12 protein-coding genes are annotated in these 16,056 nt (G+C 63.6%); 9 read left to right on the top strand and 3 right to left on the bottom strand.

Features of this window, described 5'->3' with window-relative positions; translation table 11 throughout:
- Positions 1-9 precede the first annotated feature (9 nt).
- From aceF to BVH06_RS05925, 5 genes are all read left to right on the top strand, one after another.
- Entirely contained in the window at positions 10-1,989 is a 1,980-nt protein-coding gene (gene aceF / locus BVH06_RS05905; RefSeq protein ID WP_075933510.1) for a dihydrolipoyllysine-residue acetyltransferase, read from the top strand.
- 312 nt (positions 1,990-2,301) lie between these two features.
- The gene (locus BVH06_RS05910) at positions 2,302-4,968 is read left to right on the top strand and encodes a bifunctional diguanylate cyclase/phosphodiesterase (RefSeq protein WP_075929699.1); all 2,667 of its coding nucleotides are present in this window, start codon (positions 2,302-2,304) and stop codon (positions 4,966-4,968) included.
- A gap of 58 nt (positions 4,969-5,026) precedes the next feature.
- Positions 5,027-5,680 carry a peptide-methionine (S)-S-oxide reductase MsrA gene (gene msrA / locus BVH06_RS05915; protein ID WP_075933511.1) on the top strand — a complete coding sequence of 218 codons (654 nt, stop codon included), beginning with the start codon at positions 5,027-5,029 and terminating at the stop codon, positions 5,678-5,680.
- 17 nt (positions 5,681-5,697) lie between these two features.
- The gene (locus tag BVH06_RS05920; RefSeq protein ID WP_075929701.1) at positions 5,698-5,895 is read left to right on the top strand and encodes a putative motility protein; all 198 of its coding nucleotides are present in this window, start codon (positions 5,698-5,700) and stop codon (positions 5,893-5,895) included.
- A gap of 71 nt (positions 5,896-5,966) precedes the next feature.
- Positions 5,967-7,217 carry an HD-GYP domain-containing protein gene (locus tag BVH06_RS05925; RefSeq protein WP_075933512.1) on the top strand — a complete coding sequence of 417 codons (1,251 nt, stop codon included), beginning with the start codon at positions 5,967-5,969 and terminating at the stop codon, positions 7,215-7,217.
- Positions 7,218-7,638: 421 nt separating this feature from the next.
- Here the strand turns inward: BVH06_RS05925 and BVH06_RS05930 are convergent, their stop codons facing one another.
- Entirely contained in the window at positions 7,639-8,484 is an 846-nt protein-coding gene (locus tag BVH06_RS05930; RefSeq protein ID WP_075933513.1) for a 23S rRNA (adenine(2030)-N(6))-methyltransferase RlmJ, read from the bottom strand.
- Positions 8,485-8,644: 160 nt separating this feature from the next.
- Here BVH06_RS05930 and BVH06_RS05935 point away from each other — a divergent pair, with 160 nt between their 5' ends.
- Both BVH06_RS05935 and BVH06_RS05940 read left to right on the top strand, forming a co-directional pair.
- On the top strand, positions 8,645-10,444 hold the full coding sequence (locus BVH06_RS05935) for an acyl-CoA dehydrogenase (RefSeq protein ID WP_075933514.1): 1,800 nt from the start codon (positions 8,645-8,647) through the stop codon (positions 10,442-10,444).
- Positions 10,445-10,614: 170 nt separating this feature from the next.
- Positions 10,615-11,028, top strand: coding sequence for a GFA family protein (locus BVH06_RS05940; protein WP_075933515.1), 414 nt, complete (start codon positions 10,615-10,617; stop codon positions 11,026-11,028).
- A 59-nt stretch (positions 11,029-11,087) separates the two neighbouring features.
- On the opposite strand, the gene ppk1 is transcribed toward BVH06_RS05940, so the two are convergent.
- Entirely contained in the window at positions 11,088-13,301 is a 2,214-nt protein-coding gene (gene ppk1 / locus BVH06_RS05945; RefSeq protein ID WP_075933516.1) for a polyphosphate kinase 1, read from the bottom strand.
- A gap of 18 nt (positions 13,302-13,319) precedes the next feature.
- Positions 13,320-14,333, bottom strand: a complete 1,014-nt coding sequence (hemB, locus tag BVH06_RS05950; protein ID WP_075929707.1) for a porphobilinogen synthase — start codon at positions 14,331-14,333, stop codon at positions 13,320-13,322.
- Between the two features lie 261 nt (positions 14,334-14,594).
- Here hemB and BVH06_RS05955 point away from each other — a divergent pair, with 261 nt between their 5' ends.
- Together BVH06_RS05955 and elbB are read left to right on the top strand one after the other, a co-directional pair.
- Positions 14,595-15,146: a DedA family protein gene (locus BVH06_RS05955; protein ID WP_075929709.1), complete on the top strand. Its 552-nt coding sequence runs from the start codon at positions 14,595-14,597 to the stop codon at positions 15,144-15,146.
- Between the two features lie 148 nt (positions 15,147-15,294).
- Positions 15,295-15,954, top strand: coding sequence for an isoprenoid biosynthesis glyoxalase ElbB (elbB, locus tag BVH06_RS05960; protein ID WP_075929710.1), 660 nt, complete (start codon positions 15,295-15,297; stop codon positions 15,952-15,954).
- Positions 15,955-16,056: the final 102 nt, after the last annotated feature.

The raw sequence follows: 16,056 nt of genomic DNA on the forward strand, positions 1-16,056 counted from the left end.
AGACGCATTGTGAGTGAATTGATTCGCGTACCCGACATCGGCGGCGGTGAGGGTGAAATCATCGAGCTGTTCGTCAAGGTCGGCGACCGCATCGAGGCCGACCAGAGCCTGCTGACCCTGGAGTCGGACAAGGCCAGCATGGAAATTCCGGCCCCCAAGGCCGGCGTCGTCAAGAGCCTGAAGGTCAAGCTCGGCGACACCCTGAAAGAAGGTGACGAGCTGCTCGAGCTGGACGTGGAAGGCGACGCCGAAGCCGCGCCTGCCCAGCAGGAACAAGCCGCTGAGCCGGCAGCGCCTGCTGCCGCCGAGCAACCGGCCGCCGAGCCGCAAGCTCAGTCGGCTGGCAGTGCCGAGCCCCAGGAAGTCAAGGTGCCGGACATCGACTCCAGCGCCAAGGCCAGCATCATCGAAGTGGCGGTCAAGCCGGGCGACACCATCGAGGTCGATCAATCGCTGATCACCCTCGAGTCCGACAAGGCCAGCATGGAAATCCCATCGCCGGCTGCCGGCGTGGTGGAGAGCGTATCGGTCAAGGTCGGTGACGAAGTCGGCACTGGCGACCTGATTCTGGTGCTCAAGGGTGCCGGCGGCGCCCAATCCAAGCAGGCCGCCAGCGCGCCAGCGCCGGCAGCTGCACCGGCCGAGGCCGAAGCGCCAGCACCTGCCGCAGCCGAAGAGCCGGCAGGTGAGAGCAGTGAGGAAGTGCGTATCCCGGATATCGGTGACGACGCTGCTGGTGTCATCGAAATGCTGGTCAAGGTAGGCGACAGCGTGGAAGCCGAGCAATCGCTGATCACCCTGGAGTCGGCCAAGGCCAGCATGGAGATCCCAGCTCCAAAGGCTGGCGTGATCGAAAGCATTGCCATCAAGGTTGGCGACCAGGCCAAGACCGGCGACCTGATCCTGACCCTCAAGGTCCAGGGCAAGGCTGCCGCCAAACCGGCCGCCGCTGCACAGGCGCCTGCCGCTGCTCCCGAGCAGGCCAAGCCGGCCAACGTGCAAGGCAGCGCACCCGCCAAGGCCGCACCGCAAGCTGCTCCTGCAGCAGCACCGAGCCGCGATGGCAGCAAGGTACACGCCGGCCCGGCCGTGCGTCAGCTGGCCCGCGAGTTCGGCGTCGAGCTGGGTGCGGTGCCCGGTAGTGGCCCGAAAGGTCGCATCCTCAAGGAAGACGTACAGGCGTACGTCAAGGCCGAGTTGCAGAAAGCCAAGTCGGCTCCTGCCGCTTCTGCTGCTGGCGCGACAGGCGGTGCCGGCATTCCGCCGATCCCGACCGTCGATTTCAGCAAGTTCGGTGAAGTCGAAGAAGTGCCGATGACCCGCCTGATGCAGGTCGGCGCCGCCAACCTGCATCGCAGCTGGCTCAACGTGCCGCACGTGACTCAGTTCGATTCGGCTGACATCACCGAGCTGGAAGCCTTCCGCGTCGCCCAGAAAGCCGTCGCCGAGAAAGCGGGCGTCAAGCTGACCGTGCTGCCACTGCTGCTCAAGGCCTGTGCCTACCTGCTCAAGGAGCTGCCGGACTTCAACAGTTCGCTGGCGCCAAGCGGCAAGGCCGTGATCCGCAAGAAGTACGTGCACATCGGCTTTGCCGTCGATACGCCGGACGGCCTGCTGGTCCCGGTAATCAAGAACGTCGACCAGAAGAGCCTGCTGCAACTGGCTGCCGAAGCCGCTGCGCTGGCCGAGAAAGCGCGCAACAAGAAGCTGTCGGCTGACGACATGCAGGGTGCCTGCTTCACCATCTCCAGCCTCGGTCACATTGGCGGCACCGGCTTCACGCCGATCGTCAACGCCCCGGAAGTGGCGATCCTCGGTGTCAGCAAGGCGACCATCCAGCCGGTATGGGATGGCAAGGCCTTCCAGCCCAAGCTGATGCTGCCGCTGTCGCTGTCCTACGATCACCGCGTGATCAACGGTGCAGCCGCTGCCCGCTTCACCAAGCGCCTGGGCGATGTACTGACCGACATCCGCACCATGCTGCTGTAAGCGAACCGTTTCGAGCGCCACGCTCGTATCCTCGACCCCGCCCGATCCGGCGGGGTTTTTTTTGGCTTGCTCGTTGGTATACAACCGACCGTTCATCCCCTTTTTATCGATCTAATATCCTTTTCAAATCAGACAGTTGAAATAAAGACATCACAATGCCATTAGACTTCTTGTCAGTCGCCACACCATGGTGCAACCTAGGCCACCACTACCGCCCCATGGTGGCTGGAGCAGATACGGTAATCCCCTCGTTAGCGCTATAGTGAAGTGGCCGGGCAGTAACCTGTGCCAGCCGATGGATACAGCCAGTCGATGAAGAGCCATCCCGATACCGCAGGCCGTGCCATGGCCGAGGTCGTGACGCAATTACCCGTGCCCTCGCGGCTCGGCATGATGCGTTTCGAGCGGATGAATGAGGCGAACTGGCTCCTGCTGTTCATCGATGCGACCTGCGAAAAGCAGTTCGGCATCCCGCCCAGCGATCTTTGCAACCTCGTGGAAACGCCCTACGCCAGCCTGATGGAGCCCGAAGCGCGTTACCGGCTGCACGACTCAATCCAGCAACAGCTCGTGGAAAACTCGCGCTATCTGGTGCGCTACACCCTGCACACGCCCCAGGGCCCACTGCAACTGATGGAGCTTGGTGAGCCCTTCAAGCAACGCGGCCGTGCCCTGCTGCGCGGCTATCTGCTGGTTACCAGCGACGAGACAACCGCTCCGCCATTCCAACAGCAAGACACGCTGGAAGACCTGCAGCGCAGCCAAGCCGAGTTGCAGCAGCAGCAAACGCGCGCCTTTGCCCAGCAGCAGCTCATCGTGCGCCTGGCCAGTCAGCGCTATCAGGGCAATGACCAGCGTCGCGAGGCCGCCGAGCTGATCACCCGCAGCGCCTGCGAGATCTACGGCGTGGCGCGTGCCGGCATCTGGCACATCAATGGCGATACGCTCGAGCCCGTGGCGCTCTACCTGCAGGAGCAGGGCCATCACGAAATGCCGCTGCCGATCGACGGCCGGCGCTACCCGAACTACCTGCGTGCACTCAAGGAAGGCCGTGCGCTCGACGCCCACGATGCCGAGAACGACGCCCGTACCCGCGAGCTGCTCGACGACTACCTGCGGCCCAAGTCGGTGTCTGCGATTCTCGATGCCAGCATTCGGGTCGGCGGCGAACTGGTCGCCGTGCTGTGCCTGGAGCACACCGGCGGCCCCCGCGCCTGGCAAGCGGACGAAGTCGCCTTCGCCGGGGAACTGGCCGACCAGTACGCCAACGTGCTGAGCAATCAGGAGCGGCGCAACGCCACCAGCGCCCTTTACCTGTTCCAGCGCGCCGTCGAGCAGAGCGCCAGCGCCTTCATCCTGCTCAACCGAGACGGCATGGTGGAGTACGTGAACCCCAGCTTTACGGCCATCACCCAGTACAGTGCCGACGAAGTGCAGGGCCGTCAGCTCGCCGAGCTGCCGGCCCTGGAAAACCTCAGCGAGTTGCTGTTCGACAGTGCATCGGGGCTCGCCGAGCAGAACAGCTGGCAGGGCGAATTCAAGAGCCGGCGCAAGAACCTCGAACCCTACTGGAGCCAGTTCTCGATCTCCAAGGTGCATGCCGACGACGGCACCCTGACCCACTACATCGGCATCTACGAAGACATCACCGAGACCAAGCAGTCCCAGCAGCGCATCGAGCGCCTGGCCTACAGCGACAACCTCACCGGGTTAGGCAATCGCTACGCCTTCATCCGCGCGCTGGAAAAGCGCTTCAGCAGCGGCACCGCACCGGTCAGCCTGCTGCTGGTGGATATCGACAACTTCAAGCGCATCAACGACACCCTCGGCCACCAGACCGGCGACAAACTGCTGGTCAGCCTCGCCAAGCGCTTGCGCAACAGTTTCAGTGGCGAAGGCACCCTGGCACGCTTCGCCAGCAACGAATTCGCTATTCTGCTCGACAACTGCGAGAGCCCACGCGGCCAGCTGATCGCCCAGCAGGTTCTGGAGACCCTCGACAAGCCGCTGTTCGTCGACAATCAGTTGATCATCATCAGTGGCTCCGTGGGCCTGGCCTGCTCCCCGGAGCATGGCGCCGACCCGCAGACCCTGATGAAACATGCCGGTCTGGCGCTGCACAAGGCCAAGGCCAACGGCAAGCATCAGTTGCAGGTATTCACCGATGCGCTGAATGCCGAGGCCAACTACAAGCTGTTCGTCGAAAACAACCTGCGCCGCGCCCTGACCCAGAACGAGCTGGAAGTGTTCTACCAGCCCAAGCTGTGCCTGAAGACCGGCCAACTGCTGGGCATGGAAGCGCTGCTGCGCTGGCAGCACCCGGAAAAAGGCATGATCCGTCCGGACCAGTTCATCAGCGTGGCGGAAGAGACCGGGCTCATCGTGCCGATCGGCAAATGGGTGGTACGCCAGGCCTGCCGCATGAGCAAGCAACTGACCGCCGTCGGGCTGGGCAATCTGCAAGTGGCCATCAACCTGTCGCCCAAGCAGTTCAGCGACCCGGATCTGGTCGGCTCGATCGCGGCCATCCTCGAAGAGGAGCAGCTGCCACCCGAGCTGCTCGAACTGGAGCTCACCGAAGGGCTGCTGCTGGAAGCCACCGACGGCACGCGCAGCCAGCTCAACGCCCTCAAGCAGCTGGGCCTGACCCTGGCCATGGACGACTTCGGCACCGGGTACTCGTCGCTCAGCTACCTGAAGAAATTCCCCATCGACGTGATCAAGATCGATCGCAGCTTCATCAAGGACATCCCCGAGAGCGAGGACGACATGGAGATCACTTCCGCGGTGATCGCCATGGCCCACAACCTCAAGCTCAAAGTCGTCGCCGAAGGCGTCGAAACCCCCGCGCAACTGGCGTTCCTACGTCGCCAGCACTGCGACATCGGTCAGGGCTACTTATTCGATCGCCCCATACCGGGCCGCGATCTGGTAGAAAGTCTCAAGCGCTACTCGCGACGCCCGGCTGCCAGACGGTAATCAACCTCCGTCAGCCGCCGCGGTCTATCCCAGAACAACGATTCGGAGAACGGTCAACATGGCTCTACGCTCGGAAATTCTCGCCCACAAACTCGAACTGCCCAGCGCCGAGCAGGCGCTGCCGGGTCGCGAAACCCCGATTTCGGTGCCAGAGGCGCATTTCGTCAACGGCAACCCGCTACAAGGCCCCTTCCCCGCTGGCCTGCAGACCGCGCTGTTCGGCCTGGGCTGCTTCTGGGGCGCCGAACGACGGTTCTGGCAGCAACCCGGCGTGTGGAGCACCGCAGTGGGCTACGCCGGCGGCCATACGCCGAACCCGACCTATGAAGAGACCTGCTCGGGGCTGACCGGTCACGCCGAAGTCGTGCTGGTGGTATTCGATCCCAAGCTGACCCGCTACGAAGACCTGCTCAAGGTATTCTGGGAAGTGCACAACCCGACCCAGGGCATGCGCCAGGGCAACGACATCGGCAGCCAGTATCGTTCGGCCATCTACTGCGTCGATGAGCAGCAACTCGCTGCCGCCAGGCACAGCCAGCAGCACTTCCAGGAGGAGTTGGGCAAGGCCGGCCTGGGCGAGATCACCACCGAAATCGCACCCGCGCCAACCTTCTACTACGCTGAGGCCTACCATCAGCAGTATCTGGCCAAGAACCCCGAAGGCTACTGCGGGCTGGGCGGCACGGGTGTGTGCCTGCCACCGCAGGCCTGATATAGGAGCAAGCGACCGTGGAACTGAGCAGCATTGCCAGTCAGGTATCGAGTCAGGCATCGGCGCAGTTTTCTGCGCAGATGTCGCTCTTGCTGCTGCGCAAGACGCTCGAACTGCAGGCCGCCAGCGTCAGCGGCCTGGTGCAGGCAGCATCACCCGCCAGTGCCCCCGTCAATCCACCAAACCTGGGCAACAGCATCGACGTGATGGCCTGACGAACTACTGCCATCCCATCGTCAGTCCGACTAAACTTGTGGGCAATTAGCCAGTAATCGACGAGCACCGGATGCCCGCCAACCTGCCCTACATTTTGCCCGAGCAACTCTGTGTCGGGCTGTACATCCAGCTCGACTTGAGCTGGTGGGAACATTCGTTCGCGTTCAGCAATTTCAAGATCAAGGACGACGGCCAGCTCAAGCAGCTGCGCGCCCTGGGTCTCAAGCGCCTGCGTTATGACCCGGCACGCAGTGACTGCGCGCCCTTGCCACTGGCCGAAGCGCCGGTCGAGCAGCCTGCCGCGCCACTACCGCCCGATCCCCAGGAGCAGGCACGCCAGGCGCGGGTCAAGCAACTCAGCGTGCTGCGCAAACGCCTGTCGGAGGTCGACCGCGCTTTCGTCCAGGCCAGCCAGCGGGTCAAGGCCCTCAACCAGAGCCTGCGCAACCAGCCGGAGGAATCGGTCAAGCAGGCCGGTGCGCTGGTCAACGAGCTGGTTACCACCATGCTCGGCGAAGACGGCGTCGCCCTGCATAGCATCAACGGCAAGGCCGCCGAAGACTCTTACCTGCACTCGTTGAACGTTACCGTGCTGTCGATGATGCTCGGGCGCCAGCTGGGCCTGGACGCCGAGGCCAGCCACATGCTCGGCATGGGCGCACTGCTGCATGACATCGGTAAGCTGGAACTGCCCAGCAAGGTGTTGCTCAAGCCGCCACCGCTGACCCGCGCCGAGCAACAGTTGCTGGAAATGCACACGCTGTACGGCAAGCGCATGGGCGAGAAGCTGATGCTCGACGACGATGTGCTGCGCATCATCTACGAGCACCATGAACATTGTGACGGCAGCGGTTATCCACAGCAGCTGCGCGAGGCCTCCATCGGCCGTCTGAGCCGCATCGTGTGCATCGCCAACCACTTCGACAACCTGTGCAACCCGGTCGACCCGCGGACGGCCCTGAGCCCCCACGAGGCGCTGGCGCGGATGTTCCTGCCGCAGTATCGGGTACGTTTCGACGATGTCGCCCTGAAGGCCTTCATCCGCTGCATGGGTGTCTATCCGCCCGGCAGCCTGGTGCAGCTCGAGGACGAACGCTACGCGCTGGTGCTGGGCATGCATCCGACCTTGCCCCTGAAGCCGACCCTGATCATCTACGATCCGGCCGTGCCAAAGGAGGAAGCGCTGATCGTCAACCTAGAAGCCGAGCCGAAACTGGCCATCGCCGCCAGCATTCGCCCCTCGCAGCTACCGCCCGAGGCGCTGGAGTACCTCAACCCGCGCCAGCAATTGACCTACTTCGTCGACCCGCGGCGTCGCTAGGCAGCGGCGGGTGAGAACGTAGGAGGGGCTTTAGCCCCGAGCTTTATGAGGGCGTAAAGAGCTCGGGGCTAAAGCCCCTCCTACAAAAAGCACGCATTCACCAGCCGCTTCTGCCACTCAGCTGCCAAAAGGCTGAAAGATCGCGAACAGGCTCCTAGGGTCTGTTGACGTTTCACGCACGGCCGCGCCGGAGCCTGTTTTTGCGCGAGGCAAGGCACGAGATGCGAAGTTTGGCAGGTCAAATGAGCCATCGAGTAACGCCGCATCGCGCAAAAACGGGCCCGGCCCTTCGGGTTGCGCGAGAAAACTCGCCATGCGTTGTTGGAGGGCTTGGCAAGGGAACAACCATTGCCTGCGCCCTCCGCCTAGCCTGGCGAGTTTTCTCGCGGCAACGCGGCTCGCGTTGAAACGTCAACAGACCCTAGGCCTGCTGCTCGGCGATCAGCCAGTCCAGCCGCCAGTTGCCCTGGCTTTGCGCCAGGCGCTCGGCCAACCACGGCAGCAGCGCCCGCAGCTCCTCTTCCAACCCCCATGGCGGATTGCTGATCAGCAGGCCCGAACCATTGAGGCGCCCGGCGTCGTCGGCCGGATGGACGAACAACTCGGCACGCAGCAATTTCGGGGCGGCGCTCTTCTGCATGTCGCGGTAGAAGCGCTTGAGCTGGCGCTCATCCTTGATCGGGTACCAGACCGCCACGATGGTCTGACGCATGCGTCCGATCGCCTCGTTGAGAGCAGTCACGCAGCGCTCCAGCTCATCGGCCTTTTCGAACGGCGGATCGATCAGCATCACCGCGCGCTTCTCGCGAGTCGGCAGCAAGGCACGTGGCAGATGCCAGCCTTCGCCCAGGTGTACGGCCACGCGACGGTCGCCGGCCATGTTCTCCTTGAGCGCCTGGCCGTCGTCCGGGTGCTTCTCGTTCAGGTGCAGGCGGTCCTGCTCACGGGTCTGCAGGCGGGCCAGTTCGGGCGAGCCGGGGTAATGACGCAGCACGCCATCGGGGTTCATCGCGCGAATCACTTCCAGGTAGTCGAGCAGCGCCTCGGGTGCGTCAGTGGCTTCCCACAGCCGACCGATGCCTTCGCGCCATTCACCGGTACGGCTGGCCTGGTCGCCTTGCAAGTCGTAGAGGCCGACGCCGGCGTGGCTGTCCAGATAAGCATAGGGCGCGTCCTTGCGCGCCAGCAGCGCGAACAGGCGGCAGAGCACCAAGTGTTTGAGCACATCGGCGTGGTTGCCGGCGTGGAAGGCGTGGCGGTAATTCATCATCGGCTCCTGAGCAGGGGACGAATTGTAGCTGGCCTGGCCGCCTGGCGCAGCGCCCACCGGACGCCGTCCGGCTTCTCCCCGGGTATCACCGGTTTCGATGATGCTGGCCTCGTGTGGTGCGGCCCCTAGACTGGCTTCATTCCACCGGAGAGCCACCATGTCCGATACCCTGCTCAGCGCCCGCAACCTGGCATTCGAACTCTACGAAGTGCTCGACGCCGAGGCACTCAGCCAGCGCCCGCGATTCAGCGAGCACAACCGGGAAACCTTCGACGCCGCGCTAGGCACCGCACGCAGCATCGCCGAACACCTGTTCGCCCCGCACAACCGCAAGAACGACGAACACGAGCCCAGATTCGTCGATGGCGGCGCGCAGCTGATCGCCGAGGTCAAGCCGGCGCTGCAGGCCTTCAACGAGGCCGGCTTCCTTAACGCCACGCGGGATTTCGAGCTGGGCGGCATGCAGCTGCCCAACCTGCTGTCCCAAGCCTGCTTCGCGCATTTCCAGGCGGCCAATATCGCCACGGCGTCCTATCCCCTGCTGAGCATGGCCGCCGCCAACCTGATCGAAGCCTTTGGCGATGACGTGCAGAAGCGCCATTTCCTGCAGCCGATCATCGAGGGGCGCTTCTTCGGCACCATGGCGCTGACCGAGCCCCACGCCGGCTCCTCGCTGGCCGATATCCGCACCCGCGCCGAACCGACAGGCGACGGCAGCTACCGCCTCAAGGGCAACAAGATCTTCATCTCCGGTGGCGACCACGACCTCAGCGAGAACATCGTCCACCTGGTGCTGGCCCGCCTGCCCGACGCGCCAGCCGGTGTGAAGGGCATTTCACTGTTCATCGCGCCGAAATTCCTGGTCAACGACGACGGCAGCCTTGGCGCTCGCAACGACGTCACCCTGGCCGGCCTGTTCCACAAGATGGGCTGGCGCGGCACCACGTCCACGGCGCTGAACTTCGGCGATCAAGGCAGTTGCGTAGGCTATCTGGTTGGCAAACCCCATGCCGGGCTCGCCTATATGTTCCAGATGATGAACGAGGCACGCATTGGCGTCGGCATGGGTGCGGTGATGCTCGGCTATGCCGGCTACCTGTATTCGCTCGACTACGCCCGCCAGCGCCCCCAGGGGCGCCTGCCCGATGCCAAGCAGGCCGGCGGCCAGGTGGCGATCATCGAGCACGCCGACGTGCGCCGCATGCTGTTGGCACAGAAAGCCTACGTGGAAGGCGGGTTCGACCTGGTGCTGTACTGCGCCCGCCTGGTCGACGACAGCCAGACCCTCGACGATGCCGAGCAACGTGAACAGGCGCGCCAGCTGCTCGACCTGCTCACGCCGATCGCCAAGTCGTGGCCGTCCGAGTACTGCCTGCAGGCCAATGCCCTGGCGATCCAGATTCTCGGCGGCCATGGCTACACCCGCGACCACCCTGTGGAGCAGTACTACCGCGACAACCGCCTCAACCCGATCCACGAGGGCACCCACGGCATCCAGTCCCTCGACCTGCTGGGCCGCAAGGTCGGTCAGCACGGCGGCGCGGCGCTGCAGGTGTTGGGCCAGCGGATCACCGACACCTGCCAGCGGGCCGAGCCGTTCAGCGAGCTCGACGCCCTGCGCCAGCCCTTGCAAGCCCTGCTGGCACGCCTGTCCGAGGTCACCCAGGGCCTGCTCGGGGATCTGCAACAGGGTCGCATCAACACCGCACTCGCCGACTCGGCGCTATACCTCAAAGCATTCGGCCATCTGGTGCTCGGTTGGCGCTGGCTGGAGCAGGCGGTGCGCGCCGAGCAAGGCCGACTGGCGGGCAATGGCGCTGATACTGACTTCTATGACGGCAAGCTGCAGGCCGCGCGCTACTTCCTGCTGCGCGAAGTGCCGAGCTGCCACCACGACCTGGACATCCTGGCGCGCCGCGACGATACCTGCCTGGCGATGCAGGACGCCTGGTTCTGAACGCGGAAACACCACCAGCCAACATCACCTCGGGCAATGCGCCGGGTGTGCGGGGCAGCAGATACATCGCTTGCAACGTTTGCCGGCGGTATGGGGCACAGCAAAGGCACTAGAATCTTGCCGCCAAGCACCCAGCACTGAGCGACTCGATGATCTGGAGGAATGTGCGAATGAGCGATGCGGCGGCTTATACCGGCGGCTGTTTGTGCGGCCAGATCAGATTCAGTGTGCAGGGTGAGTTACGCGATCCCCATACCTGTTCATGCCAGCAATGCCAACGCCACTCAGGATCACTGACCCTAGCCTGGGTAGAACTGGACAAGGCCCAGTTGCGCTGGATCGGGCCATCTGGTGCACCACAACTGTGGCGATCGTCGGCAACTACTAGCCGCGCCTTCTGCCCGCACTGCGGATCGACCCTAGGCGCCATCGACGACGGCGCGACAATAGCGCTGACGCTCGGGGGGTTCGATGCACCGGGCAGAGAGCTGGCACCACAGTTTCATAGCTTCGCCGAGCAGCGGCCCTGCTGGTGGCGTGTGGAGGATAGCCTGTCACACGCACCAGCCGATGCTCCGAACTAGAACGCTATCGGCAGATAGACGATAGCGCTCGATGATCACTCAGCACGCTGATTGCTGCCTCAGCGTGCAGCGATCACCGGCGCACTGAGCTTCTCCAGCAGGCTGGCTTGCGCGCTGCGCGAGTTCTGGTTGCCGGTTGGCGACAGCCGCACGTAGCGGCCATCGGGCTGCAGCACCCAGGCGTGGGTGTTGTCGGTGAGGTACGCCTCCAGCTCCTTCTTGACCCGGGTGATGAGCTTCTTGCCCTCCACCGGGAAGCAGGTCTCCACACGCTTGTCGAGGTTGCGCTCCATCCAGTCGGCACTGGACAGGTAGATCAGTTCGTCACCGCCATTGAGGAAGTAGTAGACGCGGGTGTGCTCCAGGAAGCGGCCGATGATCGAGCGCACCTGGATGTTGTGGGACACGCCGGGGATGCCTGGGCGCAGGCAGCACATGCCGCGCACCACCAGGTCGATCTTCACGCCGGTCTGGCTGGCCTTGTACAGCGCGCGGATGATCTTGGCGTCGGTCAGCGAGTTGAACTTGGCGATGATGTGCGCCGGCTTGCCTTCGGCAGCGCTGGCCGTCTCCTTGGCGATCAGGTCGAGCAGCGTCTTCTTCAAGGTGAAGGGCGCATGCAACAACTTCTTCATGCGCAGGGTCTTGCCCATGCCGATCAGCTGGCTGAACAGCTTGGAAACGTCCTCGCCCAGCGCCACGTCGGCGGTCAGCAGGCTGTAGTCGGTGTACAGCCGCGCGTTGCCGGCGTGGTAGTTACCGGTACCTAGGTGCGCGTAACGGCGGATCTCACCGTTCTCGCGGCGCAGGATCAACATCATCTTGGAGTGGGTCTTGAAGCCGACCACCCCATAGATCACCACCGCGCCGGCAGCCTGCAGGCGGCTGGCCAGGGCCAGGTTGGACTCTTCGTCGAACCGCGCGCGCAGTTCGATCACCGCGGTGACTTCCTTGCCGTTGCGCGCAGCTTCCACCAGCGCATCGACGATTTCCGAGTTGGCGCCCGAGCGGTACAGCGTCTGCTTGATCGCCAGCACGTGGGGATCCTTGGCCGCCTGACGCAGCAGATCCACCACGGGGGTGAAGGACTCGAAGGGGTGCAGCAGCAGAATGTCCTGCTTGCTGATCACGTTGAACAGGTTGTCGCTGTTCTGCAAAAGCTTGGGGATCACCGGGGTGAACGGCGCGTGCTGCAATTCCGGGTGGCTATCGAGGCCGGTGATGCTGAACAGGCGGGTCAGGTTGACCGGCCCGTTGACCTGATACAGCTCGCTTTCCGACAGGCCGAATTGCTTGAGCAACTGGTCGGTCAGGTGTTTCGGGCAGCTGTCGACCACTTCCAGGCGCACGGCGTCACCGTAGCGGCGGCTGAACAGCTCGCCACGCAGGGCGCGGGCCAGGTCTTCGACGTCCTCGGTGTCCACCGACAGGTCGGCGTTACGGGTCAGGCGGAACTGGTAGCAGCCCTTGACCTTCATGCCGGGGAACAGATCGTCGGCGTGGGCGTGGATCATCGACGACAGGAACACATAGTTGGCGCCCGGGCCACCCACCTCTTCCGGCACCTTGATGATGCGCGGCAGCAGACGTGGCGCCGGTATCACCGCCAGACCGGAGTCGCGGCCAAAGGCGTCGACGCCTTCCAGCTCGACGATGAAGTTCAGGCTCTTGTTGACCAGCAGCGGGAAAGGGTGCGTCGGGTCGAGGCCGATCGGGGTGATGATCGGCGCGATCTCGTCACGAAAATAGCGGCGCACCCAAGCCTTGTGCTTGGTCGTCCAGTAACGGCGACGAATGAAGTTGATGCCGTGCTTGGCCAGCTCGGGGAACAGCACATCGTTGAGGATGGCGTACTGGCGGCCGACCTGCTCGTGCACCAGTTCGGAAATGCGCGACAGCGCCTGGTGCGGCTGCAGGCCGTCGGCACCGGCCTGCTCGCGGGCGAAGTTGATCTGTTTCTTCAGGCCGGCGACGCGAATCTCGAAGAACTCGTCGAGGTTGCTGGAGAAGATCAGCAGGAACTTCAGGCGTTCCAGCAACGGGTAGGACTCGTCCAGCGCCTGTTCCAGCACGCGGATGTTGAACTGCAGCTGCGACAGCTCGCGATGGATGTACAGGCTGCTGTCATCCAGGCTGGGCACGACCACGGGCGCTGCCGCGGCTTCGACTACGGGTGTTTCCACGACTGTTTCCACCGGCGCTTCGTCGATCACCGGCAGGCTGAGGGCCGGCACATCGAGCTGTTCGTTCTCACTGAGTCCTTCGTTGCTCATTGAATTACCCTGGAGGGGCTACTGCCCCTGTCGTATGAGTTCGGCCGCACGCACGGCGAAGTAGGTGAGGATGCCGTCGGCACCCGCTCGTTTACAGGCGGTCAGCGATTCGAGAATCACCGCCTCGCTCAGCCAGCCATTCTGGATGGCGGCCATATGCATCGCGTATTCACCACTGACCTGGTAGACAAAGGTCGGCACCTTGAATTCGCTTTTGACCCGGGAAACGATGTCCAGATAGGGCATGCCCGGCTTGACCATGACCATGTCGGCGCCTTCGGCCAGGTCGCTGGCCACTTCGTGCAGCGCCTCGTCACTGTTGGCCGGATCCATCTGGTAGGAGGCCTTGTTGGCCTTGCCCAAATTGAGCGACGAACCCACCGCATCGCGGAACGGGCCGTAGTAGGCGCTGGCGTATTTCGCAGAGTAGGCCATGATCCGCACGTTGACGTGATCGGCCAGCTCCAAGGCTTCGCGAATCGCCTGGATGCGCCCGTCCATCATGTCCGACGGAGCGACGACTTGGGCGCCGGCTTGGGCATGGGAAAGCGCCTGCTTGACCAGCGCATCGACGGTAATGTCGTTCTGCACGTAGCCGTCTTCGTCGAGAATGCCGTCCTGCCCATGGGTGGTGAACGGGTCCAGCGCCACATCGGTGATCACCCCCAGTTCAGGGAAACGCTCACGCAATGCGCGGGTGGCGCGCTGGGCAATGCCGTCCGGGTTCCAGGCCTCGCGGCCATCTAGGGTCTTCTTTTCCGCCGGGGTGACCGGGAACAGCGCCAACGCCGGAATGCCCAGCGCCACCCACTTTTCCGCTTCCTGCAGCAGCAGGTCGATGGACAGCCGCTCGACGCCAGGCATGGACGTCACCGCCTCGCGCTGATTCTCGCCGTCGAGCACGAATACCGGCAGGATCAGATCGTTGGTGGTCAGCACGTTCTCGCGCACCAGACGCCGCGAGAAATCGTCGCGACGATTGCGACGCAGGCGGGTGGCAGGGAACAGGCGGTTGGCGGGGGTAAAGCTCACGGCAGACTCCTGGGCCCGCTCGAGCGGGCGAAGTGTGACAGTTATAAGCCGCCATTATGACTAAATGATGACGACCACAACGAATACTGCGACGGTGCGTCGCAGCCAATAAGGCACATCGCAACGCGCAAAAGCTCGCCAAACCCCTTAGGTATGAACGCCATAAAGGTCGATGGGGATATTTCACAGGTTTTCGACAAATGCTGTTTTACAGTGTCGAACGGCGTAGCCTTGCCTCCCCATTTTCTACGGTCATCTGTAATGCTGGAAAATCTGTTGCAGCACTTCGGTTATCCGGCCCTGGCGCTGGGTACCTTTCTCGAGGGTGAAATGTCGCTGCTGCTGGCGGCCTACCTGGCGTTGCGCGGCATCCTGCAGATCGAGTTGGTGATGCTGTTCGCCTTCATCGGCACCTATGCCAGCGACCAGCTGTGGTTCCACCTGGGCCGCCGCCATGGCCGGCGGATACTCGAACGCCGGCCGAAGTGGCAGGCGCTGAGCGACAAGGCCCTGGTGTACCTGCGCCGCCACCCGGATCTGTGGGTGCTGGGCTTTCGCTTCTTCTATGGGATGCGCACGGTAATGCCACTGGCCATCGGCATTTCCGGCTATCCGCGACGCCGCTATGTGATTCTCGACGCCATTGGTGCGGCCATCTGGGCCATCGCGCTCGGTACCCTGGCCTACAAACTCGGCCGCGCGCTGGAGGGGTTGCTCGGTGAGTTGCACCAGGTGCAGTTCTACCTGTTCGGCGCCCTGCTGGTCATTGGCCTCGGCGTCTGGTTGTACCGTCGTAGACGGCGCGAGAGCTAGCAAGCAGTGGCTTGACGAAGGCGCCCGAGACGCTCAAAAGGCTGTAACAATTGGCTGACTGGCCAGTCATATCATCAAGCAGGTTTTTTCCAAGCGAGTGCCTTGCTCCAGTGCCACGCGAGGCTCGCCCTTCATCAGGAGTTGGTCGATGAACAAGAAAGTTGCAGTGATCCTTTCCGGTTGTGGCGTCTACGACGGCTCGGAGATCCACGAGAGCGTCATCACCTTGCTGCGCCTCGATCAGCGCGGCGCCCAAGTGCAATGCTTCGCGCCCGATATCGACCAGGCCCACGTGATCAACCACCTCAAGGGCGAGGAAATGCAGCCGGCCCGCAACGTGCTGGTGGAATCGGCCCGCATCGCCCGAGGCAACATCAAGGACGTGCGCGAACTGCGTGCCGACGACTTCGATGCGCTGATCGTTCCCGGCGGTTTCGGCGCGGCCAAGAACCTCTCCGACTTCGCCAGCAAAGGCGCCGACTGCACCGTGCAAGCGGACGTGCTGGCCGCCGCGCAATCCTTCGTGAGCGCCGCCAAGCCGGTCGGCCTGATTTGCATCGCCCCGGCCATGGCCGCACGCATCTTCGGCGCCGGCGTGACCTGCACCATCGGCAACGACGCCGATACCGCCGCCGCCCTCGGCAAGATGGGCGCCGAGCATGTCGACTGTCACGTCGAGGACATCGTCGAAGACACCGAACGCAAGCTGGTGACCACCCCGGCCTACATGCTCGCCAACTCCATCGCCGAAGCGGCCTCGGGCATCAACAAGCTGGTGGACCGGGTGCTGGAGCTGACCCACGAGTGAAAGCGCCAGCCCAGGACGGCGATGGGCGTGAACACCTGTCGTAGCCTGGGTCGAGCGCAGCGACACCCGGGACTCTGCCCTGGGTATCGCTACGCTCAACGC

The organism is Pseudomonas sp. PA27(2017), from assembly GCF_001945445.1.
GTDB lineage: Bacteria > Pseudomonadota > Gammaproteobacteria > Pseudomonadales > Pseudomonadaceae > Aquipseudomonas.